The sequence below is a fragment of the Bradyrhizobium genosp. A genome (genome assembly GCF_049949275.1).
Taxonomy (GTDB): domain Bacteria; phylum Pseudomonadota; class Alphaproteobacteria; order Rhizobiales; family Xanthobacteraceae; genus Bradyrhizobium.
The window spans coordinates 3206688-3232342 of the sequence record NZ_CP188196.1; the positions used below are offsets into that span (position 1 = coordinate 3206688).

At 64.4% G+C, this 25655-nt stretch carries 23 protein-coding genes and 1 pseudogene; 22 read left to right on the plus strand and 2 right to left on the minus strand.

The features are described 5' to 3' along the window. Positions 1-6: 6 nt before the first annotated feature. Together ACP2YP_RS14770 and ACP2YP_RS14775 are read right to left on the minus strand one after the other, a co-directional pair. Entirely contained in the window at positions 7-1194 is a 1188-nt protein-coding gene (locus ACP2YP_RS14770; protein WP_426424962.1) for a cupin domain-containing protein, read from the minus strand. A gap of 203 nt (positions 1195-1397) precedes the next feature. Beyond that, positions 1398-1877, minus strand: a complete 480-nt coding sequence (locus tag ACP2YP_RS14775; RefSeq protein ID WP_426424963.1) for an Lrp/AsnC family transcriptional regulator — start codon at positions 1875-1877, stop codon at positions 1398-1400. 133 nt (positions 1878-2010) lie between these two features. Here ACP2YP_RS14775 and ald point away from each other — a divergent pair, with 133 nt between their 5' ends. The 22 genes and pseudogenes from ald to ACP2YP_RS14885 all read left to right on the plus strand — a co-directional run bounded on the left by ald (position 2011) and on the right by ACP2YP_RS14885 (position 25580). Then, positions 2011-3135 (plus strand): alanine dehydrogenase, encoded by a 1125-nt coding sequence (ald, locus tag ACP2YP_RS14780; protein WP_426424964.1) that lies wholly within the window; start codon positions 2011-2013, stop codon positions 3133-3135. Positions 3136-3328: 193 nt separating this feature from the next. Continuing rightward, the gene (locus ACP2YP_RS14785; protein ID WP_426424965.1) at positions 3329-3547 is read left to right on the plus strand and encodes a hypothetical protein; all 219 of its coding nucleotides are present in this window, start codon (positions 3329-3331) and stop codon (positions 3545-3547) included. A 110-nt stretch (positions 3548-3657) separates the two neighbouring features. After that, positions 3658-4716, plus strand: coding sequence for a YeiH family protein (locus ACP2YP_RS14790; protein WP_426424966.1), 1059 nt, complete (start codon positions 3658-3660; stop codon positions 4714-4716). A 138-nt stretch (positions 4717-4854) separates the two neighbouring features. Beyond that, positions 4855-6027: a fumarylacetoacetate hydrolase family protein gene (locus tag ACP2YP_RS14795; RefSeq protein WP_426424968.1), complete on the plus strand. Its 1173-nt coding sequence runs from the start codon at positions 4855-4857 to the stop codon at positions 6025-6027. Positions 6028-6198: 171 nt separating this feature from the next. Beyond that, positions 6199-6642, plus strand: a pseudogene (locus tag ACP2YP_RS14800) (ABC transporter permease subunit); the annotation flags it as partial. Beyond that, entirely contained in the window at positions 6639-7406 is a 768-nt protein-coding gene (locus ACP2YP_RS14805) for a FadR/GntR family transcriptional regulator (RefSeq protein ID WP_426424969.1), read from the plus strand. The pseudogene ACP2YP_RS14800 and the gene ACP2YP_RS14805, both read left to right, overlap by 4 nt. After that, positions 7403-8329, plus strand: coding sequence for a Gfo/Idh/MocA family protein (locus ACP2YP_RS14810; RefSeq protein WP_426424970.1), 927 nt, complete (start codon positions 7403-7405; stop codon positions 8327-8329). The genes ACP2YP_RS14805 and ACP2YP_RS14810 overlap by 4 nt, the downstream gene beginning before the upstream one ends. A gap of 2 nt (positions 8330-8331) precedes the next feature. Beyond that, positions 8332-9408: an aldose epimerase family protein gene (locus tag ACP2YP_RS14815; protein ID WP_426424971.1), complete on the plus strand. Its 1077-nt coding sequence runs from the start codon at positions 8332-8334 to the stop codon at positions 9406-9408. Continuing rightward, positions 9408-10286 carry an SMP-30/gluconolactonase/LRE family protein gene (locus ACP2YP_RS14820; protein WP_426426159.1) on the plus strand — a complete coding sequence of 293 codons (879 nt, stop codon included), beginning with the start codon at positions 9408-9410 and terminating at the stop codon, positions 10284-10286. Before ACP2YP_RS14815 ends, ACP2YP_RS14820 begins: the two co-directional genes overlap by 1 nt. 74 nt (positions 10287-10360) lie before the next feature. Continuing rightward, positions 10361-11434: a multiple monosaccharide ABC transporter substrate-binding protein gene (gene chvE / locus ACP2YP_RS14825; protein ID WP_426424973.1), complete on the plus strand. Its 1074-nt coding sequence runs from the start codon at positions 10361-10363 to the stop codon at positions 11432-11434. A 65-nt stretch (positions 11435-11499) separates the two neighbouring features. Then, a complete protein-coding gene (gene mmsA, locus ACP2YP_RS14830; RefSeq protein WP_426424974.1) occupies positions 11500-13077 on the plus strand; it encodes a multiple monosaccharide ABC transporter ATP-binding protein in 1578 nt (525 codons plus the stop codon). After that, a complete protein-coding gene (gene mmsB, locus ACP2YP_RS14835; protein WP_426424976.1) occupies positions 13074-14264 on the plus strand; it encodes a multiple monosaccharide ABC transporter permease in 1191 nt (396 codons plus the stop codon). The genes mmsA and mmsB overlap by 4 nt, the downstream gene beginning before the upstream one ends. A 294-nt stretch (positions 14265-14558) precedes the next feature. Next, entirely contained in the window at positions 14559-15215 is a 657-nt protein-coding gene (locus tag ACP2YP_RS14840) for an HAD family hydrolase (protein WP_426424978.1), read from the plus strand. Positions 15216-15221: 6 nt separating this feature from the next. Further along, positions 15222-16172, plus strand: coding sequence for a sugar-binding transcriptional regulator (locus ACP2YP_RS14845; RefSeq protein ID WP_426424979.1), 951 nt, complete (start codon positions 15222-15224; stop codon positions 16170-16172). A gap of 321 nt (positions 16173-16493) precedes the next feature. Then, positions 16494-17804, plus strand: coding sequence for an ABC transporter substrate-binding protein (locus ACP2YP_RS14850; RefSeq protein ID WP_426424980.1), 1311 nt, complete (start codon positions 16494-16496; stop codon positions 17802-17804). Between the two features lie 88 nt (positions 17805-17892). After that, positions 17893-18765: a carbohydrate ABC transporter permease gene (locus tag ACP2YP_RS14855; RefSeq protein WP_426424981.1), complete on the plus strand. Its 873-nt coding sequence runs from the start codon at positions 17893-17895 to the stop codon at positions 18763-18765. 4 nt (positions 18766-18769) lie between these two features. After that, complete coding sequence (locus ACP2YP_RS14860; protein ID WP_426424982.1) at positions 18770-19600, plus strand: carbohydrate ABC transporter permease; 831 nt, start codon at positions 18770-18772, stop codon at positions 19598-19600. A 15-nt stretch (positions 19601-19615) separates the two neighbouring features. Continuing rightward, positions 19616-20623 carry an ABC transporter ATP-binding protein gene (locus tag ACP2YP_RS14865; RefSeq protein ID WP_426424983.1) on the plus strand — a complete coding sequence of 336 codons (1008 nt, stop codon included), beginning with the start codon at positions 19616-19618 and terminating at the stop codon, positions 20621-20623. Positions 20624-20643: 20 nt separating this feature from the next. Beyond that, positions 20644-21417 carry an SDR family NAD(P)-dependent oxidoreductase gene (locus ACP2YP_RS14870; RefSeq protein ID WP_426424985.1) on the plus strand — a complete coding sequence of 258 codons (774 nt, stop codon included), beginning with the start codon at positions 20644-20646 and terminating at the stop codon, positions 21415-21417. A 38-nt stretch (positions 21418-21455) separates the two neighbouring features. Beyond that, positions 21456-23102, plus strand: coding sequence for an FGGY-family carbohydrate kinase (locus tag ACP2YP_RS14875; protein ID WP_426424987.1), 1647 nt, complete (start codon positions 21456-21458; stop codon positions 23100-23102). 5 nt (positions 23103-23107) lie between these two features. Then, positions 23108-24043, plus strand: a complete 936-nt coding sequence (locus tag ACP2YP_RS14880) for a carbohydrate kinase family protein (protein ID WP_426424988.1) — start codon at positions 23108-23110, stop codon at positions 24041-24043. A gap of 115 nt (positions 24044-24158) precedes the next feature. Beyond that, positions 24159-25580 (plus strand): amidase, encoded by a 1422-nt coding sequence (locus ACP2YP_RS14885; protein ID WP_426424989.1) that lies wholly within the window; start codon positions 24159-24161, stop codon positions 25578-25580. The last annotated feature ends 75 nt before the right edge of the window (positions 25581-25655 follow it).

Sequence of the window (25655 nt, forward strand, 5' to 3'; positions counted from 1 at the left end):
GAGCGATCAGCCCGCCGCGGCGACGATCATGCGCTTCCGCCCGAAATTCGCCACCGCTGCGTCTGAGACACCGAAATTATTGGCGAGCAGGTGCCGCGGCGCCTTCGCCAGCCAGTTGCCGAGGCTGCTTTCGTGGTAGGTGCCGCTGTCGAGCGCGCCGATCACTTCGGCATCCTCCTGGCCGATGTTCTGAATGGAGTGTCCGCAATTGGCGGGGATGTAGGCGCATTCTCCGGCCGAGAGTTCCGCGACCGCAACCCGCTTGTCGAACGCGAACAGCGTCACGCGCGTACGTCCCTTCAGCACATAGTGCCACTCATTGGCGTCGGTGTGCCAATGCGGCTCGTGCATCGCGCCGGATTTGAGCTTGAGGACGATCCCGGTCATGGTGCTCGAGACCGGAAACTCCTTGGCGGAGGCGACGTAAAGCTGTCCGCCCGCCGTGCTCACGCGCGGCTTTTGCGACATCAGTGCGAAACGGTGGGTGCGGTCGCGGTCCAGCGCACGGGCGACTTTTGCCTGCGGACCGTCGAGCGCCAGCACCTCGCCTTGCATGATGTAGGTCTCGGCCTTCGGGTCCGGGCTGAACGTCTCGGTGGAAACGCCGAGCGCCTGCGACAGGGTCGGCGCGTCATAGCGGCTCATCCAGTCGCTGATGCCGAACGTGCCGTGCTCGGAGTAGAGGCCGTCATCGAAGGCGAGGATGGCATGACAAGGGGCGGGCCCCAGCGTCTGGATGGCGTGGCTGTGGCCTTTCGGGAAGAACCAGAGATCACCGGGAGCGAGATTGACCACTTCGAGCTGGCCCTCGGGATCGACCACCGTCACCTGGCAATGGCCGTCGACGACGTAGGCCCACTCGGCCGAATTGTGCCAGTGCATTTCCCGGGCACCGCCTGCGTTGACGAAGAGATGCGCGCCGGCAATTCCGGTCGCCAGCGGAAGGGTGCGGGCCGTGACCTCGCGCGCCCAGCCGCCGGATGTGGCTTTGATCGGTCCCTTGTCGAGCGAGGTTGTGAACACCATGGGATCCCCCGATTTGCGGGGGATCGTCTTCAGGAACTCGGATGCGGGCGCAACGTCGTAGCCGGCGGCATGTCCGTCGGGCGCTGCGAACGCGGATTTGGTGGCGCCAAGGACGCCGGCACCGAATGCAACGGATTGGATGAAGAAACGGCGGCTGGATTTGAACATCGAAGACCCCGAGAATCAGATGGTTGTATGAAAGGGACCGCGAAATCGGCTACGTCGGGCCCCCTTCATTTGGGTCTGATGAACACCCCATCGCGCTTCAACCGTTCGGCTGAAGCGGCACCTCAATTTTCTTTGATGATCGAATGAAGGCAGCTGTGAAGTGAGGCGCTTGACAGCGCGATCCGTTGCACGGCCGGCGTCGATCAGCGCTTCGTCTCGCCGAACACCACGATCGGCACCGCGCGGTTGACGACCTCGCGCAGCGCGAAGCTCGATTGCACCCGCGCCACACGTGGTAGGCGCGACAGCTCCGTGCGGTGGATGCGTTCGAAATCCTGGATGTCGCGAGCGAGCACGATCAGGATGTAGTCGTCGGTCCCCGACATCAGGAAGCAGCGCACGACGGAGGGGCACTTCACTACCTCCGCCTCGAACGCCTTCAGCGCATCGTCGCTCTGGCTCTCCAGCGCAATACGCACCAGCACCGTGGTCGTGAGGCCGAACTGCGCCAGATCGAGCGCTGCCTGATAGGCCTGGATGTAGCCGTCGTCCTCCAGCGTCTTTTGCCGCCGCGCCAGCGCGGTGCTGGAGAGGCCGACCTTGTTGGCGAGCTCGGTGTGGCTGGCGCGCGCATTGGTCGTGAGTTCCGCGAGAATGGCGAGATCTTTCCGGTCGAGGGCCAAGGTTTCGTTTCCAGCGTCAAAGGACATTTCCGCGACCGAAACCGGCGCGGGAAAGCCAAAGCTAGCGGATATTTGCACGAAACCAAACTGCCTGCGTCGCTACGATCATGAGGTGAATCAAAAGGAGCCCAGGATGCGTGTCGGTGTGCCCAAGGAGATCAAGGTCCAGGAATATCGCGTCGGGCTCACCCCGGGTGCTGTCCGCGAGTATGTCGCGGCCGGGCATCAGGTCACAGTCGAAACCGGCGCTGGCAGCGGCATCGGCGCGTCCGACGAGGTCTATCAGCGGGCAGGGGCCTCCATCGCTGCGAGCGCACGCGACATCTTCGCCAAATCCGATATGATCGTCAAAGTGAAGGAGCCGCAGAAGAGCGAATGGGCCCAGCTCCGCGAAAGCCAGATCCTGTTTACTTACCTCCATCTTGCGCCGGATCCCGAACAGGCCAAGGGCCTGCTCGCCTCCGGCTGCACTGCGGTCGCCTATGAAACGGTCACCGACGCGGCCGGTCACCTCCCCCTGCTTGCGCCGATGAGCGAAGTCGCAGGCCGCCTCGCCATCGAGGCCGCCGGCGCCGCGCTCAAGCGATCGGCTGGCGGTCGCGGGCTGCTGCTCGGCGGCGTGCCGGGCGTGCAGCCAGCGCGCGTCGTCGTGCTCGGTGGCGGCGTGGTGGGAACGCAGGCCGCGCGCATGGCCGCAGGGCTTGGCGCCGAAGTCACCGTGATCGACCGCTCGATTCCGCGCCTGCGCGAGCTCGATGATCTCTTTACCGGACGCGTACGCACCCGCTTCTCCACGATCGAGTCCGTCGAAGACGAGGCGTTTGCCGCCGACGTCGTGATCGGCGCGGTGCTGGTGCCCGGCGCCAGTGCGCCAAAGCTGGTCACGCGTGCGATGCTGTCGTCGATGCGGCCGGGTGCGGTGCTGGTTGACGTCGCGATCGACCAGGGCGGCTGCTTCGAGACTTCGCATGCGACGACGCATGCGGAGCCGACCTACGAGGTCGACGGCGTCGTGCATTATTGCGTGGCCAATATGCCAGGCGCGGTGCCGGTGACGTCGAGCCAGGCGCTGAACAATGCGACGCTGCCGTTCGGCCTGATGCTCGCGAACAAGGGTTTTGCCGCGGTGCTGGAGAATCCGCATCTGCGCAACGGGCTCAACGTGCATCGCGGGCGCATTACCAACAAGGCGGTGGCTGAAAGCCTCGGGCTCGAATTCACGCCGGCGGAGAGCGGGCGCGCGGGATCGATGAGCTGAAGGGCATCGACGCGATCGGTCGCCATGGTCTGACCTCGGCCCAAAAAACCGGCCAAAAGAAGAAAACTATCGTCCGGCATCCGCCGGACGGAAGGAGTTTCTTCCTCAGGAGACAAAAACGCCAATCGCTTCCATTGCCGTTTGGGGCCGAAACGACGACATTCCCTTCACAGATTGATGGATTGGCACGGCCATGGAACGCACTGGATTTGAGCCCTTCGGCGAGCAGCTGGTGTCCGCGACGGACGCCCAGCCGACGTCGCGCGCCTCAAAGCTCCTGCTGCGGGCCGGCACGGGCCTGTTCTGGTCGCTGGTCGCGGCAATCGTGCTCGCGCGTGCGGCCTTCTTCGAGCCCGGCGTCTACGACAGCTTCAGTCACGTGGCTTCGATCGCCAAGAACCTGCTGTTTTGAGCCGGTCAGCCCGGGCTGAGGATGTAACTTCTCTCGGCCCTGATATGTCGAAAACTTATTCCCCAACTCGAGCGCCCTGCGTATAAATCCTTCTCCTCTGGGAGAGATTTGTGTCGCAGAATCAAGCATCCAGCTCAGCCGACGCCAAGCCGACCACTGCCGTAAGCCGCATCGTCGCGCTGATTCCCGGCATTCTCCTCTGCATCGCCGTCGCTGGTGTCTCGGCCCTGCTCGAACAGGCCGAGCTGGGCGCTTTCGAGCACCCCTATGTCGAAGCGCTGGTGATGGCGATCCTGCTCGGCATGGCGCTCCGCAGCTTCTGGAAGCCCGCAGCCCGCTGGCAGGCCGGCATTGCCTTCAGCGCCAAGCAGCTGCTCGAAGTCGCCGTCATGCTGTTGGGCGCTTCCATCAGCTTCGCGGCCATCGCAGCCTCGGGCATTGCGCTGCTGGCTTCGATCGCCGCCGTCGTCGTGATTGCGCTCTGCGTTTCCTTCGGCCTCGGCCGCCTGCTCGGACTGTCGACGCGGCTGTCGATCCTGATTGCCTGCGGCAATTCCATCTGCGGCAATTCTGCCATCGCGGCGGTGGCGCCGATCATCGGCGCCACCAGCGATGAGATCGCATCCTCGATCTCCTTCACCGCCATCCTCGGCGTGATGATGGTGCTGGGCCTGCCGCTGCTGATCCCGTTGTTGCAGCTCACCGCCACGCAATACGGCATCCTCGCAGGCCTGACCGTCTATGCCGTGCCGCAGGTGCTCGCAGCAACTGTGCCGGCGGGCCTGATCTCCACGCAGATCGGCACGCTGGTCAAGTTGATGCGCGTGCTGATGCTGGGACCCGTCGTCGTCGGCCTCTCGCTGGTCGCCTCGCGCTGGCAGACCGGCGCCAAGAAAACCAATGTCGGATTCTTCCGCCTGGTTCCGTGGTTCATCCTCGGCTTCCTCGTGCTCGCGACTTTGCGGTCGCTCGAGATCGTGCCGGCTACGGTGGTGGGGCCCGTGACGAAGATCACGAGCTTTCTCACAGTGGTCTCGATGGCCGCACTGGGCCTCGGCGTCGACGTGAAGGTACTCGCCAATGTCGGGGGACGGGTGACGGCTGCGGTGACGCTGTCGCTGATGCTGCTGCTCGGGATCAGCATCGCGCTGGTGCACTGGTTCAAGTAAAAACGCGCCGCGATGGCGAGCACGAATTGCGGCGTGCCGCCGCTCTGGACTTCCCCTGCCAGACCGCTATTGGTTTTCATCAATATGGTTGGCCGTTGAGCAAGCGCCGCCGATCCGAGAAAGAGCGAGGACGCCGCCATGACGACACTCACCGTGAAAGACCTTCTCCCCGACGATGGAACGAAGGGGACGCTGGTCGGTCGCGTCTGGCTGCCGCAGGCGAACGGTCCGGCCGTCGTTGCCGTGCGCGCCGACGGCGTCTTTGATGTCACCGCGAAATTCCCGACCGTCAGCACCCTCTGCGAAGAGGACAATCCGGCCAAGGCGCTTGCCGCGACCAAGGGCGAGCGTATCGGCGATGTCGAAGCCATTGTCGCCAACACGGCGCCCGATGGGCGCGATCCGAACAAGCCATGGCTGCTCGCGCCGGTGGATCTCCAGACCTTGAAGGCCGCCGGCGTCACCTTCGCCATCTCGATGCTGGAACGCGTGATCGAGGAGCGGGCCAAGGGCAATCCGGCCTCGGCCGAAGCGATCCGGAAGGAAGTGACACGGCTGATCGGCGACGATCTGTCAAAACTCAAGCCGGGCTCGGATCAGGCGATGCATCTGAAGCAGGTGCTGATCGACCAGAACGCCTGGAGCCAATATCTCGAAGTCGGCATTGGCCCGGACGCCGAGGTCTTTACCAAGGCGCCGACGCTGTCCTCGGTCGGCACCGGCATGGATGCCGGGCTGCATCCGAAGTCGACCTGGAACAACCCCGAGCCGGAGCTGGTGCTGTTCGTCTCCAGCCGCGGCAAGATCGTCGGCGGCGCGCTCGGCAACGACGTGAATCTGCGTGACTTCGAAGGCCGCTCTGCGCTGCTCTTGTCGAAGGCCAAGGACAACAACGCCTCGTGCGCGATTGGGCCGCTGCTGCGCCTGTTCGACGACACCTTCACGCTCGACGATGCGCGCAAGCTCAATATCAGCCTGAACGTGAAGGGCGCGGATGGCTTCGCTCTCGACGGCCATTCCTCAATCAGCATGATCAGCCGTGACCCCACCGATCTCGTCGCGCAGACCATCGGCAAGGTGCATCAATATCCTGACGGTTTCGTTCTGTTCCTCGGCACGATGTTCGCGCCGGTCAAGGATCGCGATGCGCCGGGGCAGGGTTTCACCCACAAGCGCGACGACATCGTCACGATCGCCGCGCCTCAGCTCGGCAAGCTCGTCAACCGTATGCGCACCAGCGACGAGTGCGAGCCGTGGACGTTTGGCATCGGCGCACTGATGAAGAACCTGGCGCAGCGGAAGCTGATCTAGTTTTCTTCGCCTCTCTTTTTAGTCAGCACCGGCGAACGTTCAGTCAAATAGTCAAATAATATGACTATACGGACGTAAGTTTCCGTGAAATAGTACCTCCCGCCGCCTCAAAGTGCGGCCTAAAGGTGCCATGATAAGGGCCCGCGGTGGGAGTGACGTCGTTATGGAGAACACCTTACCCGCTTCGGTGCGAACGTCTATGCGCTCGGCGGCAGCCGGGCCACCGCGAGCCTGATGGGCGTCGCGGTCGGCAAGATGACGGTGAAGATCTACATGCTGTCGAGCCTGCTCGCGGGCATCGCCGGCATCGTGTTCTCTTTCTACACCAGCGCCGGCTATTCTCTCTCTGCCGTCGGCGTCGAATTCGATAGCATCGCGGCCGTGGTCATCGGTGGCACGCTGCTCACGGGCGGGCAAGGCTCGGTGATCGGCACCTTCCTTGGCGTGCTGATCCAGGGCATGATCCAGACCTACATCGATTTCGACGGGACGCTGTCGAGCTGGTGGACCAAGATCGCGACCGGCGTCTTGCTGTTCGCCTTCATCGCCCTGCAGCAGGGGCTGGTCGCACTGGCGCGACGGCCGGTGGCGAAACGCGCCGGAGCCGCCTCATGACCTCGCGCATCGTCGTCATCCCGACCCGGCGGGCCCATTCCAACCACGCGGAGGTCGCCCGCTCGATCGGCGTCGACATCATCGCCCGCCGCTATGCCGAAGGGGGGCGGCTTCCGGGCGACGCCGAGCTGACTGCGATGTTCGGCGTGTCGCGGCCGGTGCTGCGCGAGAGCGTGAAGACGCTGGTCGCCAAGGGGCTTTTGACCACCAAGGCGCGGGTCGGCACCGTCGTGCGCGAGCGCGCCGCCTGGAACATGTTCGACGCCGACGTGCTGGCCTGGCATCTCGATGCCGGCATCGACAGGCGTTTTCTCAACGATCTCGCCGAGATACGTCTTACGGTCGAGCCGCGCGCGGCGGCGCTTGCGGCCGAGCGCCGTTCGGAGGAGGACATCGCCGAGCTTCAGCGCAGCATGGACCGCATGCGGCAAGAGACGTCCGAGTCCGTCGGCTTTGCCGACGCCGACCTCGCCGTGCACCTTGCGGTGGCGCGAGCGTCCGGCAATCCGTTCATGCGATCCATCGGCCACGTGATCGAGGCTGCCTTGCGTGCGGCTTTCATGATCAGTGCACCGGCCGGGTCGGAAGACCGCGAGACTACTTTGCTCTGGCACCAGAAGATCGTCGATTCGATCGCAGCCAATGATGCCGAAGCAGCGGCCGAGGCCATGGCTTTCGTCATTCACAACGGCATGCGCCGGCATAAGGGAGTGACGACCGAAACAGTGCCGGCGGCACCCGCAGAATCTGGAGAAACTCCGTGACAGCCCTTCGCATCGCCATCGTCGGCTTCGGCAAGATTGCGCGCGACCAGCATGTCGGCGCGATTGCCGCAGTGCCAGGCGCGATGCTCGCCGCAATTGCCAGCCGCAACGCGTCGCTGCCGGGCCTGCCGCATTTCGCGACGGTCGAGGAACTGCTGGAGAAGGGACCGCAGATCGACGCGGTGTCGCTCTGCACGCCGCCGCAGGTGCGTCGTGCCCAGGCCGCCGCGGCGCTCGCCGCCGGCAAGCATGTCATGCTGGAGAAGCCGCCCGGCATCGGCGTTGCCGAGCTCGATCCGTTGATCGCGATGGCGACGGACGCAAGGCGCACCCTGTTTGCGACCTGGCATTCGCGCCATGCACCCGCAGTCGAGCCGGCCCGCCAATGGCTGGCTGCGCGCCGGATCAGATCGGTGCACATCAATTGGAAGGAGGACGTCCGCGTCTGGCATCCCGGCCAGGCCTGGATCTGGGAGCCGGGCGGGCTCGGCGTGTTCGATCCCGGCATCAATGCGTTGTCGATCCTGACCCGCATCCTGCCGTATCCAGTGTTTGTCACCGCGGCTGAACTCGCCTTTCCGGCCAATTGCCAGTCGCCGATTGCCGCCAATTTGACGCTGACCGATATCGGCGGCTTGCCGATCACGGCCGAATTCGACTTCCGCAAGACCGGGCCGCAGAGCTGGGATATCCTGTTCGAAACCGACGAGGGCCGGATGACTTTGTCCCGCGGCGGCAGGATCATGGCGGTCGATGGCAAGGTTGTTGCCGACGCGCCCGATGAGGAATATCGCGAGCTGTACCGGCATTTCGTCAAGCTTGCGGCGACCGGCGCGAGCGACGTCGATCTGGCACCGCTTCGTCTCGTTGCCGACGCTTTCCTGCTCGGCAAGCGCAACATCGTCGAACCGTTCGTGGACTAGAGATGGCTGGCTCAAAAATAACAAAAGACGTTTTTGGAACGCTGCCTGACGGACGCAAGGTCGAGCGCATCGTGCTGCGCGGGGACGGCGGGTTTGAGGCTCGCATCATCACTCATGGCGCGGTGATCCAGGCGCTGATCGCGCCGGACTCGAGGGACAGTTACGACGACGTCGTGCTCGGCCATGATGCTTTTGCCGGCTATCTCGCCGAACGGAAGTTTTTTGGCGCGACCGTCGGCCGCTACGCCAACCGCATCGCCAACGGGCAGTTCTCGCTCGATGGCGAGACCTTCCAGCTTCCGATCAACAACGGCCCCAATGCGCTGCATGGCGGCCTCGACGGCTTCGACCGCAAGCTCTGGGACATTGCCGAACTCGACGATGGCGCGAGCCCCGCGGTCACGCTGACCTACACCAGCCCGCATGGCGAGGAGAATTATCCCGGCAAGCTCGATGTGCGCCTGACCTATCGCGTCACCGGGCCGGCCGAGCTATCGCTGATCATGGAGGCACGGACCGATCGGCCGACTATCGTCAACCTGACCAACCACAGCTTCTTCAATCTGGAAGGCGCGAGCTCAGGCACACCCGCCCTCGACCACAGGCTGACGGTTAAGGCCGAGCATTTCCTGGCCATCGATCCCACTGCGATTCCGCTGCCGGAGCCGCCGCGCGCCGTCGCCGGCACGCCGTTCGATTTCCGTGAGGCTCGCGCCGTAGGCGCGCGCATTCGCGAGAGCGATCAGCAATTGTGCAACGGCAAAGGCTACGACCACACCTACTGTCTCGCACGCGATGGCAAGCTCGCGCTCGCGGCCCGGCTTGAGGCGCCGCGCTCGGGTCGCATCATGGAGTTGTTGACCGATCAGCCCGGCCTCCAGGTCTATTCCGGCAACTATCTCGACGGCACGATCTCGGGCAAGGGCGGCAAGCTGATCCGGCAGTCGGACGCGTTGTGCCTGGAGCCCCAGATGTGGCCCAATTCACCGAACCGGCCCGATTTCCCGAGCCCGCGCCTCGATCCCGGTGGCGTCTATCGGCATCACACCGTCTATCGCTTTGCCGTGAGGACGCCATGATGGAAGAGGTGCCGACTTCCGTTCTCTCCGCCGAACGCTGTCACCTCGGCGAGGGCCCGACCTATGATGTCGCCACCGACACAGCGTGGTGGTTTGATATTCGCGAGGGGCGCCTGTTCGAGGCGCATCTTGGCAGCGGCACGATCCGCAACCATTCGCTTGGCCGGATGGCGAGCGCGCTTGGGCGGATCGATGCCGAACACCAGCTGGTCGTCGCGGAAGATGGTTGTTACATCCGTAGCGTGGCCGACGGCGCGATAACGCTGTTCTGTCCGCTTGAGGCGGATAATCCCGCGACGCGCTCCAATGATTGCCGCGTGCACCAATCAGGCACGTTCTGGATCGGCACCATGGGGCGCAAGGCCGAGCGGGGCCTAGGGGCGATCTACGCGCTCCACCGCGGCAAGATCTCGACGCTGTTTCCAGGCATCAGCATTCCCAACTCGATCTGCTTCTCGCCGGACGGCACAATCGCCTATTTCACCGACACCGCGCGCGCCGTGCTCTATGCGGTGCCACTCAATCCGGCCACCGGCCTGCCGCGCGGCGAGCCGGAGGTGCTGCTGCGCCACACCGGCATCGGCGGCCTCGACGGCTCGGTGTGCGACGCCGACGGGCAAATCTGGAACGCCTGCTGGGGCGCGAGCCGCGTCGATGTCTACTCGCCGCAAGGCGAGCGCCTGCGCTCGCTGCGGGTGCCGGCGAGGCAGGCGAGCTGTCCCGCTTTCGTCGGCGCCGATCTGTCGCGCCTGCTCGTCACCTCGGCCTGGCAGGATATGGATGCCGAGGCGCGCGCCGCCGATCCGCAGGCCGGCTGCACCTTTTTGCTACAAGCCTCCGCGCGCGGTCGCGCGGAGCCCGATGTCAAGCTCGCATAGGAGATCCGAAGCCGACCTTACCTCTGTTATCGACGACACTAAGAAACAGTCTGACACCCAAAAGGGAGTGAAGTATGTTGAGATTGAAGACGACATTTCTCGCATTGGCGCTGGCCGGCGCCGCAACGATGGCCGCAGGCGTCACCGCCTCCGCGCAGGAGAAGGCGACCGTGGGCATCGCGATGCCGACGAAATCTTCGGCGCGCTGGATCGACGACGGCAACAACATGGTCAAAGTGCTGAAGGAGCGCGGTTACAACACCGACCTCCAATATGCCGAGGACGACATCCCGAACCAGCTCTCGCAGGTCGAGAACATGGTGACCAAGGGCGCGAAGGCGTTGGTGATCGCCGCGATCGACGGCACCACGCTGTCCGACGTGCTCAAGCAGGCGAAAGCCAAAGGCATCACCGTGATCGCCTATGACCGCCTGATCCGCGGCACGCCGAATGTCGACTATTACGCGACCTTCGACAATTTCCAGGTCGGCGTGCTCCAGGCGCAATCGATCGAGAAGGGGCTTGGCCTCAAGGAAGGCAAGGGCCCGTTCAACATCGAGCTGTTCGGCGGCTCGCCCGACGACAACAACGCCTACTTCTTCTACAACGGCGCGATGAGCGTGCTGAAGCCCTATATCGATAGCGGCAAGCTCGTGGTTGCCTCCGGTCAGATGGGCATGGACAAGGTCGCGACCTTGCGCTGGGACGGCGCCACCGCGCAGGCCCGCATGGACAATCTGCTCAGTGCCTATTACGGCAACAAGAAGGTCAACGCGGTGCTGTCGCCCTATGACGGCCTCTCGATCGGCATCATCTCCTCGCTGAAGGGCGTCGGCTACGGCAGCGCCGATCAGCCGATGCCGATCATCTCGGGCCAGGACGCCGAAGTGCCTTCGATCAAGGCCATGCTGCGCGGCGATCAGTACTCGACCATCTTCAAGGACACCCGCGATCTCGCCAAGGTGACCGCCGACATGGTCGACGCCGCGCTGGCCGGCAAGCAGGTGACGGTCAACGACACCAAAACCTACGAGAACGGCGCCAAGACCGTGCCGTCCTATCTCCTGAAGCCGGTCGTGGTGTACAAGGACAATTGGGAGAAGGTTCTGGTTGACAGCGGCTACTACAAGAAGTCGCAATTCCAGTAAGAGGTCTATTCCCTCTCCCCGCTCGCGGGGAGAGGGAACTAGCAGTGATCGAGGGACGTGAAATCATGACTGCCATGCTGGAGATGCGCAACGTCAGCAAGAGTTTTGCCGGTGTTCAGGCGCTGCGCGATGTCAATTTCTCGGTCGAGGCTGGCCAGATCCACGCTCTGGTCGGCGAGAACGGCGCCGGCAAATCGACCTTGATGAAGGTGCTGAGCGGCGTCTACCCGGCGGGCAGCTACGAAGGCACCATCGTCTTCGAGGGCGAGGAGCGCCGCTTCCGCGACATCAATGATTCCGAGGCGCTCGGCATCATCATCATCCACCAGGAACTGGCGCTGATCCCGCTGATGTCGATCGCGGAAAACATCTTCCTGTCGCATCCGCCGTCGAAGCTCGGTGTGATCGATCGCAACGAGGTGTACCGGCGGACGCGCGAGCTGCTTGCGCAGGTCGGGCTGAAGGAATCGCCGGATACGCTGATTACCGATCTCGGCGTCGGCAAGCAGCAGCTCGTCGAGATCGCGAAGGCGCTGTCCAAGCGCGTCCGGATGCTGATCCTGGACGAGCCGACGGCGAGCCTGAACGAGGCCGACAGCGCCGCCTTGCTGGAACGCCTGATGAAATTCCGCGAGCAGGGCATCGGCTCGATCCTGATCTCGCACAAGCTCAACGAGGTCGCCCGCGTCGCCGACCACATCACCGTGCTGCGCGATGGCCGCACTGTCGACGGCATCGACTGCCGCGCCGAGCCGATCCAGGAAGACCGCATCATCCGCAGCATGGTCAACCGCGATCTCGCCCATCGCTTCCCCGAACGTAGCGCGAAGATCGGCGAGCCCGTGCTCCAGGTTTCGAACTGGTCGGTCTATCACCCCATCCATCCCGATCGGCAGGTGATCAAGAACGTCAATTTCGGCGTCAAGCGCGGCGAGGTCGTCGGCATCGCCGGGCTGATGGGCGCCGGCCGCACCGAGTTCGCCATGAGCCTGTTCGGCCGCTCCTGGGGCGCCAATATCAGCGGCCGCATCGCACTTGAAGGCCACGAGATCGCGCTGCCGAACGTCGCGGCTGCGATCGATGCCGGCCTCGCCTATGTCACCGAGGACCGCAAGCAACTCGGGCTGATCCTGGCCGACGACGTCCGCAAGAACATTACGCTGGCAAGCCTCAACCAGGTCGCGCCGGGGCGGGTGATCGATGACATCGCCGAGCTGAAGGTCGCCAGCGACTACCGCAGCCGCATGCGGATCCGCTGTTCCGACGTCTACCAGGAGACTGGCCAGCTCTCCGGCGGGAACCAGCAGAAGGTCGTGTTGTCGAAATGGCTGATGACCGACCCCAAGGTCCTGATCCTGGACGAGCCGACAAGGGGCATCGACGTCGGTGCCAAATACGAGATCTACTGTATCATTAACGAGCTTGCAGAAGCCGGCCGCGGCGTGGTGGTGATCTCCTCAGAGATGCCCGAGCTGCTCGGCATCTGCGACCGCATCTGCGTCATGAACGACGGCGCCTTTGTCGGCGAGTTCCCGGGCGCTGAGGCGACACAGGAAAAGATCATGCGTGCCATCATGCGCAACGAACGAAGCAATGGAAACGGAGCGGTCGAGGCCGCGGAGATGGGAGGATCGCAGCCATGACCGACAAGACGGTTTCGCTGCCCGAGGAGCGCCGGCACGGCAGCTTCATCAAGAACAATCTGCGCAATTACGGCATGCTGATGTCGCTGATCGCGATCATGCTGTTCTTCCAGGTCATGACCGGCGGCACGCTGCTGCAGCCGCTCAACCTGACCAATCTGGTGCTGCAGAACAGCTACATCGTCATCATGGCGCTGGGTATGCTGCTGGTGATCGTCACCGGCCATATCGACCTGTCGGTCGGTTCGGTCGCGGGTTTCGTCGGTGCGGTCGCCGCTCTCCTCATGGTGACCTACAAGGTCGACTACACGCTCGCCTTTATCATCTGCCTCGCTGTCGGCGCGGCCATCGGCGCCGCGCAGGGCTATTGGGTCGCCTATTTCAAGATCCCGTCCTTCATCGTGACCCTGGCCGGCATGCTGGTGTTCAAGGGCCTCGCGCTCGCGGTGTTGCAGGGCCAGTCGCTCGGGCCGTTTCCGTCGACCTTCCAGAAATTATCGTCGGGCTTCATTCCGGAGCTGCTGCCCGAGGCCGGCACGCTGCATCCGACCTCGATGCTGATCGGCGCGGTGCTGGCGCTGGGGCTGGTCTATGCCAGCGCCAAGGGCCGCGCGCGTGAAGTGTCGCATGGTATCGAGGTCGAACCCTACGCCTTCTTCCTCGGCAAGAGCGTCGTGCTCGCCTGTGCGGTGCTGTACTTCACCTACCTGATCGCGAACTATCGCGGCCTGCCCAACGTGCTGGTCATCATGAGCGTCCTGATCGCGCTCTATGGTTTCGTTACCCGCCGCACCGTGATCGGCCGGCAGATCTACGCCGTCGGCGGCAACGCCAAGGCGGCCGGCCTGTCGGGCATCAAGACCGAGCGGCTGACCTTCTTCACCTTCGTCAACATGGGCGCGCTGGCCGCGCTCGCCGGCCTGGTTTTTGCCGCGCGCCTCAACACCGCGACACCCAAGGCGGGCCTCGGCTTCGAGCTCGACGTCATCGCCGCCTGCTTCATCGGCGGCGCCTCGGCCTATGGCGGCGTCGGGCGCGTCGGCGGCGCCGTGGTCGGCGCCATGATCATGGGCGTGATGAACAACGGCATGTCCATCCTCGGCATCGGCATCGACTACCAGCAGGTCATCAAAGGCCTGGTGCTGCTGGGTGCGGTGTGCATCGACGTGTATAATCAGCGGCGGTAGGAAGTGCCGTAGGGTGGGCAAAGGCGCAACGCGCCGTGCCCACCACCTTTTCCATGATCGTGACAGAGAGGATGGGCACGCGTCCGCCTGCCCATCCCTCGGCACTAGCGCCGGTAGCGGCATGGTCTTTCCCCTATCGTTGCGAGCGCAGCGAAGCAATCCAGACTGCTGCTGTGGAGACGGTTTGGATTGCTTCGTCGCAAGAGCTCCTCGTAATGACGGTGTTGCGGCGGCTCACCTTCCTTCCATAGGTGAGCTATTGCCCAGGCGATGAGTGTATGATCGAATGTCCGGATGGATCCCGGGATGCCCGATCTGATCATCTTCGATTGCGACGGCGTGCTCGTCGACAGCGAGCTGTTGAGCTGCCGCTGCCTCTCCGAGGTTCTGGCGGAGTTCGGCCTTCAGCTCGGTGTGGATCAGGCGCTCGCGCTTTTCCTCGGACGCAGCACGAAGGCGATCGAGCAGCATTATCGCGATCTCGGGCGGGCCCTGCCTGACGATTTCCTTCCGCGTCTGAAGGCGCGTGTGCTCGAGACCTTTGCGGGGGCGCTCCAGCCGATCCCCGGCGTCGGCGCGGTGCTGTCCGAATTGGAGATGCCGCGCTGTGTGGCATCGTCGAGCGACCTCGACCGCGTCTCGTTGTCGCTTGATGTCACCGGCCTCGCGCCGCATTTCGGCGACCGGCTCTACACCGCACAGATGGTCAGGCACGGCAAACCGGCGCCGGATCTCTTTCTCCACGCTGCCGGGAAAATGCAGGCCGATCCCGCGCGCACGCTGGTGATCGAGGACAGTGTCAGCGGCGTGCAGGCTGCCAAGGCGGCAGGCATGATGGTCTGGGGATTTGTCGGCGGTGACCATTATCGTGGGCGCGATGGCCGCGCTATATTGTCCGCCGCCGGCGCCGATCGGGTCTTCGCGCGCATGAGCGAATTCTGGGAGGCGTGAGGCCGCATGGCCGTCGAGAACGAGAAATCCAGGCTCGACGACGCCGCGCGTGCCGGCTGGCTCTATTTCATTGCCGGCCACACCCAGGACGAGATCGCAAAGATGCTCCAGGTGTCGCGCGCCTCGGCGCAGCGGCTGGTGTCGCTGTGCCTCGCCGAGCGGCTGATCACGTTCCGGCTCGAACATCCGATCGCCGCCTGCATGGAGCTGGCGGCGCGCCTGAAGCAGCGGTTTGACCTCAGCCATTGCGAGGTGGTGCCGGCCGACCCTGCTGCGCCGCAGGCGACCGCCGGCATCGCCGAGCGCTGCGCCAATCTGCTCGACGCGACTCTGCGTCCGGAGACGCCTGTTATCGTCGCGCTCGGCACGGGGCGGGCGGTGCGCGCCGCCGTCGAGCGCGTCACGCCGATCGACCGGCCCAACCACCAGATCGTCTCGCTGGTCGGCAACATCTCCGCCGACGGTTCGGCGAGCTTCTACGACACCGTCGGCCGGCTCGCCGACCGCACCGGCGCGCGGCATTACCCGATGCCGCTGCCGTTCCTGATGTCGTCGGAGGACGAGCGCAACAAGATGGTCCGCATTGAGCCGATCGCGAAGGTCAAGGCGGTCGCGGCCAAAGCGGATCTGCGTCTCGTCGGAATCGGCCAGATGGACCAGAAGGCGCAGGTCCATGTCGATGGCTTCGTCACGCGCGACGAATTGTTCGAGATGATGCGACAGGGCGCGATCGGGGAAATCACCGGCTGGGCCTATGATTCCAAGGGCCGCCTGCTCAAGGCCGGCACCAACAAGCGCCTCACCAGCATTCCGCCAGAGGTCCCGGCGAAGACCACGACCATCGGCGCCGCTGTCGGTGCGGCCAAGGTGCCGGCGATCGCGGCCGCGCTGAACGGGGGTCTGATCAACGGCCTGATCACTGACGAGACCACCGCGCGGGCGATCCTGGAGCGCTGAGGCGGCTCGTTCGGCAATGGGACTCGGCTCCCTCTCCCGCCTGCGGGAGAGGGTTGGGGAGAGGGTGTCTCCGCAGTGGGGCACCCCGAGAGGATAGAACCCTCACCCGTATCGCATCTGCGATGCGATACGACCTCTCCCGCAAGCGGGAGAGGTGAAGGGCCAGCGGCATTCGTTCAATCTGACTCCCATTTCTCCCGCACCGCACCACTCATAAGTTGCGGGGATCCGTGCCCGCCTGCTTGACAACCGTCGCACCTCGTCCGAACATACACCCAACGCGTGGGCATATGCTCAAAAGCGCGGGCTAGGGAGGTCACCGTGAAACAATTTTTGGGCGCCGTCTGCGGCGCATCCGTACTGCTTGCCGTCCCCGCGATGGCCGAAACGACCCTGACGATCGCCACGGTCAACAACGGCGACATGATCCGCATGCAGGGGCTCACAAGCGAATTCACCAAGGCGAACCCGGATATTTCAGTGAAATGGGTGACGCTGGAGGAGAACGTGCTGCGCCAGCGCGTCACCACCGACATCGCCACCAAGGGCGGTCAGTTCGACGTGCTGACCATCGGCACCTACGAGGTGCCGATCTGGGCCAAGAAGGGCTGGCTGGTGCCGCTCGCCAATCTCGGCGCCGATTACGACGTCGCCGACCTGCTGCCGAAGATCAAGGATGCGGTCTCCGTCGACGGCAAGCTCTACGCCGCGCCGTTCTACGGCGAGAGCTCGATGATCATGTACCGCACCGACCTGTTCGAGAAGGCCGGCCTGAAGATGCCGGAGAAGCCGACCTGGGAGTTCGTGATCGATGCCGCCAAGAAGCTGACCGACAAGAACGGTGGCGTCTATGGCATCTGCCTGCGCGGCAAGGCCGGCTGGGGCGAGAACATGGCCTTCCTTTCGGCGATGGCCAATTCTTATGGCGCGCGCTGGTTCGACGAGAAGTGGGAGCCGCAGTTCAACACGCCGGAATGGAAGACGACGCTCACGACCTACGTCAATCTGATGAAGGATGCCGGACCTCCCGGCGCGAGTTCGAATGGCTTCAACGAGAACCTGGCGCTGTTCAACGCCGGCAAATGCGGCATGTGGATCGATGCGACGGTGGCCGCATCCTTCGTGACGAACCCGAGTCAGTCCACGGTTGCCGACAGGGTCGGCTTCGCGCTCGCGCCCAACACCGGGCTTGGCAAGAACGCCAATTGGCTGTGGGCCTGGAACCTCGCGATCCCCGCCGGCTCGAAGAAGACCGAGGCGGCCGAGAAGTTCATTGGCTGGGCGACCAGCAAGGACTACATCAAGCTCGTAGCCTCGAGGGAGGGCTGGTCTAACGTGCCGCCGGGCACGCGCACCTCGCTCTACACGAATCCTGAGTATCTGAAGGCCGCGCCCTTCGCCAAGATGACGCTGGCCTCGATCGACGCGGCTGACCCGAACAAGCCGACCGTGAAGCCCGTGCCTTATGTCGGCGTGCAATATGCCGCGATCCCGGAATTCCAGGGCATCGGCACCCAGGTGGGCCAGCAATTCTCTGCAGCGCTTGCGGGATCGATGACGGTCGATGCGGCACTCGCCGCCGCGCAATCCGCCACCGAGCGCGAGATGAAGCGCGCCGGCTACATCAAATGAACCCGAGCTCTCCCTGAGCTCAAACTTGCGGCCATCCACTCCTTGCTCGATGGATGGCCGCCTTCTTCCTCCAGCGGAGAGCCTGAGGATGGCAACCCGGCAGACGCAACTCCTTGCGCGGTCGCTTCTGACCCCAGCCGTCGGGCTGCTGTTCATCTGGATGATCGTTCCGCTCGCGCTGACGCTCTATTTCTCGACGCTGCATTACAGCCTGCTCGATCCCGGCTCGGAATCGTTCGTCGGGCTGGAAAACTTCCGCTACTTCCTCACCGATCCCGCTTTCCTCGCCTCACTCCAGAACACGCTGGTGCTGGTCGGCTCGGTGCTGGCGCTGACGATCCTGCTCGGCATTCCCCTGGCGCTGCTGATGGACCAGCCCGTGATCGGCCGCAACCTCGTCCGGCTGATGGTGATCGCGCCGTTCTTCGTGATGCCGACGGTGAGCGCGCTAGTCTGGAAGAACCTGCTGATGCACCCGGTGTCCGGCCTGTTCGCCTGGCTCGCAAAACTGATCGGGCTGACGCCGATCGACTGGTTCAACGACGTGCCGCTGTTCTCGGTGATCCTGATCGTCGCCTGGCAATGGTTGCCGTTCGCGACGCTGATCCTGCTCACCGCCCTGCAATCGCTCGACGAGGAGCAGAAGGAGGCGGCCGAGATGGATGGCGCGAGTGCCGTCTCGACCTTCATCTACATCACGCTGCCGCATCTGGCGCGCCCGATCACAGTGGTAATCCTGATCGAGACCATCTTCCTCCTGACGGTATTCGCCGAGATCTTCGTCACCACCGGCGGTGGGCCGGGCCTGCAGACCACCAACATCGCCTTTTTGATCTATTCGCAGGCGCTGATCCAGTTCGACGTCGGCAGCGCCTCGGCGGGCGGCCTCGTGGCCGTCGTCATCGCCAATGTCGTCGCCTTCTTCCTCGTCCGCATCGTCGGCCGCAACCTGGAAGCCTAAAATCATGGCGCGCAAGTCAACGACGCGGCGGGTGGTGATTTCGACGATCGGGGCGTGGTTCTTCGGCTTCTTGATCTTCTTTCCGATCCTGTGGATGGTGCTGGCGAGCTTCAAGACCGAGCTCGAGGCCTTCGCCATTCCGCCGTCCTTCCTGTTCTTCCACTGGACCACGGAAAATTATGCGACCGTGCAGGAGCGCAGCGACTATCTGCTCCATGCGATGAACTCGATCATCATCGCCGGCGGCTCGACGCTGATCGCGCTGCTGATCGCGATCCCCGCAGCCTGGTCGATGGCGTTCTCGCCGACCAAGCGCACCAAGGACATCCTGCTCTGGATGCTCTCGACCAAGATGATGCCGCCGGTCGGCGTGCTGGTGCCGATCTACCTGATCTACAAGTCCTTTGGGTTGCTCGATTCCCGCATCGGTCTTGTCTTCATCCTCTGCCTCGGAAACTTGCCGATCGTGATCTGGATGCTCTTCACCTATTTCAAGGAGATCCCGCGCGACATCCTGGAGGCCGCGCGCATGGACGGCGCCACGATCGGCCGCGAGCTCGTCTATGTCCTGACGCCGATGGCAATCCCGGGCCTCGCGTCGACCATGCTGCTCAATCTGATCCTGGCCTGGAACGAGGCGTTCTGGACGCTCAATCTGTCGACCTCGAACGCCGCGCCGCTCACCACGTTCATTGCATCCTACTCCAGTCCCGAAGGACTGTTCTGGGCAAAGCTGTCGGCGGCGTCGACGCTGGCGATCGCGCCCATTCTCGTCCTCGGTTGGTTCAGCCAGAAGCAGCTCGTGCGCGGGCTCACCTTCGGCGCGGTGAAGTAAAGGGGCTGCCGGATCATGGGTCAGATCACACTTCAGGGCGTGCAGAAATCCTTCGGCCCCGTGCACATCATCAAGGGCGCCGATCTCGAGATCGCCGACGGCTCCTTCGTGGTGTTCGTCGGTCCTTCCGGTTGCGGCAAGACCACGCTGCTGCGCTTGATTGCGGGCCTCGAGGACGTCACAGGCGGCAGCATCCTGATCGACGGCAAGAACGTGGTCGACACGCCGCCCGCCAAGCGCGGGCTGTCGATGGTGTTCCAGTCCTACGCGCTCTATCCGCATATGAGCGTGCGCGGCAATATCGGCTTCGGCCTGAAGATGGCGGGCCTCTCCAAAGACGAAACCAACCGCAAGGTAGAAGCCGCCGCCGCGACGCTCAACCTCACGCCCTATCTTGACCGCAAGCCGCGCGAGCTCTCCGGCGGCCAGCGCCAGCGCGTCGCGATCGGGCGGGCCATCGTGCGCGAGCCCAAGGCGTTTCTGTTCGATGAGCCGCTGTCCAACCTCGACGCTGCGCTGCGCGTGCAGATGCGCATCGAGGTCACGCGGCTGCAGAAGCAGCTCGGGACCACGGCGATCTACGTCACCCACGACCAGGTCGAGGCCATGACCATGGCCGACAAGATCGTCGTGCTCAACGGCGGCAAGATCGAGCAGTATGGTTCGCCGTTGGAGCTCTACGAGCGTCCTGCCAATCTCTTCGTCGCCGGCTTCATCGGCTCGCCCAAGATGAATTTCGTCACCGGCGAGAATGCCGCGCAAAAGGGCGCGACGACGATCGGCGTGCGGCCGGAGCACATCAAGATCGAGAGCGACGGAGCTGGCGGCTGGCCGGGCACGATCGCGGTGGCCGAGCATCTCGGCAGCGACACCTTTCTCTATGTCGACGCCGGGCCGCTCGGGATGCTGACGGCGCGCTACATCGGTGAACTGAGCCTGCATGCCGGCGACCGCGTGTCGCTGGTGCCTGACCCCGCGCGCATTCACCGATTCGACGCAGGCGGCAACGCGCTTCGGAACTAACAAGAAACGGGAATACGACCATGTACCTGGAAAAATTCAAGCTGAGCGGCAAGACCGCGTTCATCACCGGTGGCGGGCAGGGCATTGGGCTTGCTTGCGCGGAGGCGCTGGCCGAGGCCGGCGCCAAGGTCATCATCGGTGACCGCGACAGCAAGGTCGCCGATGACGCCAAGGCCAGCCTGAAGACAAAGGGTTTCGACATCGAAACCGCGATCATGGACGTCACCGACACCAAGCGCGTGGCGGAGGTCGCCAATGATCTCGTCGCCCGTCATGGCAAGGTCGACATCCTCGTCAACAATGCCGGCATTGCGCGCAGCGAAACGCCGGCCGAGACCGTGACCGACGAGCACTGGCTCAACGTCATCGACGTCAATCTCAACGGCACCTTCTGGTGCTGCCGCGAATTCGGCAAGCACATGCTCAACGCCAAGAGCGGCGCCATCGTCAATGTCGGCTCGATGTCCGGCTTCATCGTCAACAAGCCGCAGGAACAGTGCTTCTACAACGCCTCGAAGGCCGGCGTGCACCATCTGACCAAGTCGCTTGCCGCCGAATGGGGCGCGCGCGGCATCCGCGTCAACGCGGTGGCGCCGACCTATATCGACACGCCGCTCAACGCCTTCGTGAAAAGCACCCCGAAAATGTATGACGCCTGGATCGGTGGAACCCCGATGGCGCGGATGGGACAGGTCGAGGAGATCGCCTCGGTCGTCCTGTTCCTGGCGTCCGAGGCCGCGAGCCTGATGACCGGCAGCATCGTGCTGGTGGATGGCGGCTACACTTGCTGGTAGGCTTGCGTCAAAACTGACGAGAGCTTCCAGGAGCGACAATGCCGCGAGCGTATATCGGCGTCGACGTGGGGACCACGAGCACGCGAGCAGGGGTGTTTGACGAGGCGGGCACGTTGCTTGCGACCGCCAAGCATCCAATCCGGATCTGGCACGAGGCCGGCGACATCGTCGAGCAGTCGTCCCAGGACATCTGGGAAGCCTGCGTCAAATCGGTGCGGGCGGCGATGGCGGAAGCGGCGATCGTGCCCGACAGCGTCGGCGGCATCGGTTTCGACGCGACCTGTTCCCTGGTGGTGCTCGACATCAAGGGCGAGCCGGTCACGGTGAGCGCCTCCGGCGACAGGCGGCGCAATGTCATCGTCTGGATGGACCATCGCGCCATTGCCGAGGCGCGGCTGATCAACGAGACCGGGGATTCCGTGCTGCGCTATGTCGGCGGCTCGATCTCGCCCGAGATGGAGATGCCAAAACTGTTGTGGCTGAAGCGGCATCTGCGCGCGAGTTTTGACGCTGCCGGGCATTTCTTCGATCTGGCGGACTATCTGACCTGGCGCGCGACCGGTTCGCTGCAGCGCTCGACCTGCACCGTCACTTGCAAATGGAACTACCTCGCACATGACGGCGGCGGCTGGAGTGCCCCATTCTTCAAGCGCATCGGCCTGTCTGACTTCGTCAGCGAGAAATACGCCCGCATCGGCACCGAGATCGTCGCCCCCGGCACGCGGCTCGGCGCAGGTCTCACCCGCGCGGCCGCCGCCGATCTCGGCCTGTCCGTTGGCACACCGGTCGGCGCCTCCTTGATTGACGCCCATGCCGGCGGCATCGGCGCGATCGGCGGGCGCGACGGATCGGGTGGAACGATGGATGTCAGCGATCGCCTGGCCTACATCATGGGAACGTCGGCCTGCATCATGGCGACGACGAAAGAGCCGTGCTTCGTGCCCGGCGTCTGGGGGCCCTATTATTCCGGCATGGTGCCGGATTTCTGGCTCAACGAGGGTGGTCAATCTGCTGCTGGAGCTGCGATCGACCATCTCCTCAAATCGCATCCGGGACACGCCGAGGCGAGCGCGGCGGCGCGCGGCGATGGCGTCGACCTCATCGAGTTCCTCGAGCGCCGCATCATCGCGCGCGCCGGTGATGCCAGCCGCGCCGCGCTGCTCGCCCGCGACGTCCATGTGCTCCCTGAGTTCATCGGCAACCGCTCACCTTACGCCGACCCCGACACCCGCGCGGTGATCGCGGGCCTCGATCTCGACATTGACGTCGGCTCGATGGAGCGGCTGTTCATCGCCGGCCTGTGCGGGTTGGCCTACGGGCTCGCCGAGGTGATCGAGGCCTTTGCCACGCACGGCGTCCATGCTGGCATCATGATCATGGGCGGCGGCGCCAGCCGCAGTCCGCTGGTGCGGCAGATCATGGCCGATACCACTGGGCTTACTGTCGCGCTGCCGCAAACCAAGGAGCCGGTGCTGCTGGGGGCGGCGATGCTGGGTGCGGTTGCCGGTGGCGCCTACGCCTCGATCGGCGAGACCATGGCAAGAATGTCGGCGCTCGGACGCAAGAGCGAGCCGACGGCGCCCGACATGGCCGCGTTTCACGCGAAGAAGCGCGAGGTCTACAAGCTGCTGCGAGAGGTCGATCGCGGCAGCCGCGCGGCGATGCGCGACATCGCCAAAGGTTAAAGGTCATGCTGATTTCTTGCGGCGATGCGCTGATCGATTTCGTGCCGACGAAAAACGCCGACGGCCGGGAAGCGGTGATGCCGGCGGTCGGCGGCTCCTGCCTCAACGTCGCGATCGGCATCGCGCGGCTTGGCGCACCGACCGGTTTTGTCGGCGGCATCTCGACCGACTTGTTCGGGCGCATGATCGCGGATCACGCCGCCGCCTCGAACGTCGAGCTTGGTCTCGCGACCCGCAGCGATCTCCAGACCACGCTCGCTTTCGTCCGCATCGTCGCCGGCGAGTCTCATTACGCCTTCTATGACGCCGAGACGGCGACGCGGAATTGGACCTACCGGCACGGGAGCATTGCCGTCGACACCGTCGAAGCCGTCCATGTCGGCTCGACCACGCTGGTCAACGACCAGGGCGCTGCCGAGACCGAGGCCCTGATCGCAGATGCGCGGGCCTCATCAACGATCTCCTTCGATCCGAACTGCCGGCCCAATCTGGTCCGGGACAAGCCGGCCTATCTTGCGCGCATGGTCGAGTTCGCTGCGAGCGCTGATCTCGTCAAGATGTCGGACGTCGACTTCGCCTACCTCTTTGGCGAGGAGCCTTATCAGCAACGCGCGAGTGCGCTGCTGGGGCAGGGCACGAGTCTCGTCGTCATCACCCGCGGCAACAATGGCGCCATCGCCTGGCATGCGAAGGCAGGGCAGATCGAGGTCGAGGCGCCGAAGGTCGCGGTCGCCGACACCATCGGCGCCGGCGATAGCTTTCAGGCCGCATTGCTGTTCGCCCTGCACAAGCAGGGGCGCCTCGCCCGGCAACAATTGAAGGACATCGGCGCAGACGAGCTCCGCCGCGCGCTCTTCTTTGCCGCCAACTGCGCCGGCCTGACCTGCACCCGTCCGGGTGCGGATCCGCCCTGGAGCCACGAGATCAGCTGGAACTGGTAGGTCGCGCGTCAGGGGCCTCGCGATGTCCCGGCGGACTGTGGCCATGCGTCGGCCGAAATGGACAGGTCAACTCCGCGCTGGCAAGGTCCGCGCGTCCTGACGTGAGCCTGTCCTGATGAGCACCGACCTCTGTTTCCTCTCCGCCACCGAACTGCGTAAACGCATCACCAGCAAGAAGGTGTCGCCGGTCGAAATCGTCAGCGCCGTGCTCGCGCGCGCCGAGGCGCTCCAGCCCGAATTGAATTGCTTCATCACGCTCTGCGGCGACGAGGCGATGGCAGCGGCACGCGAGGCCGAGCGCAGGGTGATGGCGGGCGAGCCGCTCGGCCTGCTGCATGGGCTTCCCGTCACCGTCAAGGACATCGTCAACACACGCGCCGTGAAGACGACTTTTGGCGCCATTCCCTACAAGGACAACGTCCCCACCGAGGATGCCGTCGCGGTGGCAAAGCTGCGCGCGGAAGGTGCGATTCTGATCGGCAAGACCACGACGCCGGAATTCGGCAGCAAGTGCCTGACCGATTCACCGCTGTTCGGTCGCACACGTAACGCCTGGAGCGCGGAGCGCTCGTCTGGCGGCTCCAGCGGCGGCGCGGCCGTGGCGATGGCGAGCGGCATCGCGCCGCTGGCGATCGCGACCGATGGCGGCGGCTCGACGCGGATTCCTGCCGCCTGCAACGGCGTGGTGGGCTTGAAGCAGAGCAACGGCTTGATCGCGCACAGCCAGGCGCTGGATGCGTTCGGCAACCAGACCTATGTCACGCCGACCACGCGCACGGTGGCCGACACCGCATTGATGATGCAGGCGATGGCCGGCGAGGATGCTTGCGATCCCTGGTCGATCGGCGTGCCCGTGCCCGATTTCATCGGCACCGCCGCCGCGCGCGGCGATCTGCGCGGGCAGAAAATCCTGTTCTGCGCCTCGCCGCCCGGACGTCCGGTGTCGGCGGATGTCGCCTCGGCCTTCAAGGCGAGCCTCGACCGGCTCGCGAGCCTAGGTGCCGAGCTCGAAGAATTCTCCGGCGAGGGCTACGACGTCGAGCCGATCTGGCGCGCCATCAACCATACCGTCTGGCGTTCGCGCTTTTCGAAGCTGGTGGCCGAGCATGGCGACGTCCTCAGCGAGGCCTTCGTCAAGCAGATCGCGCTGGCAACCAATGTCAGCGGCGTTGACTACCAGGAGGCGATGTTCGCGCGCACGGCGTTGTTCCGTCGCGTGCAATCCCTGCTTGCGCGTGGGCACCTTCTGGCGATGCCGACCATCACCCGTACAGCGCTGCCGATCGACCAGGATTTGTTCGGCACCATCGAGATCGACGGCGAGCAGTTTGACAGCGTCCGGCCGCACTGGTTCCCCTGGACCATGCCGTTCAACATGACCGGCCACCCCGCGATCAGTCTGCTCTGCGGTTTTGGCCGCGACGGCCTGCCGATCGGGCTCCAGCTCGTGGGCCGCTTCCGGGCCGATGCGGAATTGTTGCGTGTCAGCGCGCTGTTCGAAGCCGCGCACGACCTTCTCGTCCGCCGGCCCGGCTGAGATGGGGCACATGCGGCAAAGGGCTTGCGTTGCGCGTCGGGACATGTTGATCGTGCCGCTGATGAGCCCTGAACC

What these genes read in the sequence shown, in the direction of transcription:
- ACP2YP_RS14815 (WP_426424971.1), top strand. Translation starts at nt 8,332, where the DNA reads ATGGCTGGCTCAAAAATAACAAAAGACGTTTTTGGAACGCTGCCTGAC.
- ACP2YP_RS14855 (WP_426424981.1), top strand. Translation starts at nt 17,893, where the DNA reads ATGGCAACCCGGCAGACGCAACTCCTTGCGCGGTCGCTTCTGACCCCA.
- ald (WP_426424964.1), top strand. Translation starts at nt 2,011, where the DNA reads ATGCGTGTCGGTGTGCCCAAGGAGATCAAGGTCCAGGAATATCGCGTC.
- ACP2YP_RS14770 (WP_426424962.1), bottom strand. Translation starts at nt 1,194, where the DNA reads ATGTTCAAATCCAGCCGCCGTTTCTTCATCCAATCCGTTGCATTCGGT.
- ACP2YP_RS14845 (WP_426424979.1), top strand. Translation starts at nt 15,222, where the DNA reads ATGGCCGTCGAGAACGAGAAATCCAGGCTCGACGACGCCGCGCGTGCC.
- chvE (WP_426424973.1), top strand. Translation starts at nt 10,361, where the DNA reads ATGTTGAGATTGAAGACGACATTTCTCGCATTGGCGCTGGCCGGCGCC.
- mmsB (WP_426424976.1), top strand. Translation starts at nt 13,074, where the DNA reads ATGACCGACAAGACGGTTTCGCTGCCCGAGGAGCGCCGGCACGGCAGC.
- ACP2YP_RS14805 (WP_426424969.1), top strand. Translation starts at nt 6,639, where the DNA reads ATGACCTCGCGCATCGTCGTCATCCCGACCCGGCGGGCCCATTCCAAC.
- ACP2YP_RS14875 (WP_426424987.1), top strand. Translation starts at nt 21,456, where the DNA reads ATGCCGCGAGCGTATATCGGCGTCGACGTGGGGACCACGAGCACGCGA.
- ACP2YP_RS14860 (WP_426424982.1), top strand. Translation starts at nt 18,770, where the DNA reads ATGGCGCGCAAGTCAACGACGCGGCGGGTGGTGATTTCGACGATCGGG.
- ACP2YP_RS14840 (WP_426424978.1), top strand. Translation starts at nt 14,559, where the DNA reads ATGGATCCCGGGATGCCCGATCTGATCATCTTCGATTGCGACGGCGTG.
- ACP2YP_RS14785 (WP_426424965.1), top strand. Translation starts at nt 3,329, where the DNA reads ATGGAACGCACTGGATTTGAGCCCTTCGGCGAGCAGCTGGTGTCCGCG.
- ACP2YP_RS14885 (WP_426424989.1), top strand. Translation starts at nt 24,159, where the DNA reads ATGAGCACCGACCTCTGTTTCCTCTCCGCCACCGAACTGCGTAAACGC.
- ACP2YP_RS14820 (WP_426426159.1), top strand. Translation starts at nt 9,408, where the DNA reads ATGGAAGAGGTGCCGACTTCCGTTCTCTCCGCCGAACGCTGTCACCTC.
- ACP2YP_RS14865 (WP_426424983.1), top strand. Translation starts at nt 19,616, where the DNA reads ATGGGTCAGATCACACTTCAGGGCGTGCAGAAATCCTTCGGCCCCGTG.
- ACP2YP_RS14795 (WP_426424968.1), top strand. Translation starts at nt 4,855, where the DNA reads ATGACGACACTCACCGTGAAAGACCTTCTCCCCGACGATGGAACGAAG.
- ACP2YP_RS14870 (WP_426424985.1), top strand. Translation starts at nt 20,644, where the DNA reads ATGTACCTGGAAAAATTCAAGCTGAGCGGCAAGACCGCGTTCATCACC.
- ACP2YP_RS14880 (WP_426424988.1), top strand. Translation starts at nt 23,108, where the DNA reads ATGCTGATTTCTTGCGGCGATGCGCTGATCGATTTCGTGCCGACGAAA.
- mmsA (WP_426424974.1), top strand. Translation starts at nt 11,500, where the DNA reads ATGACTGCCATGCTGGAGATGCGCAACGTCAGCAAGAGTTTTGCCGGT.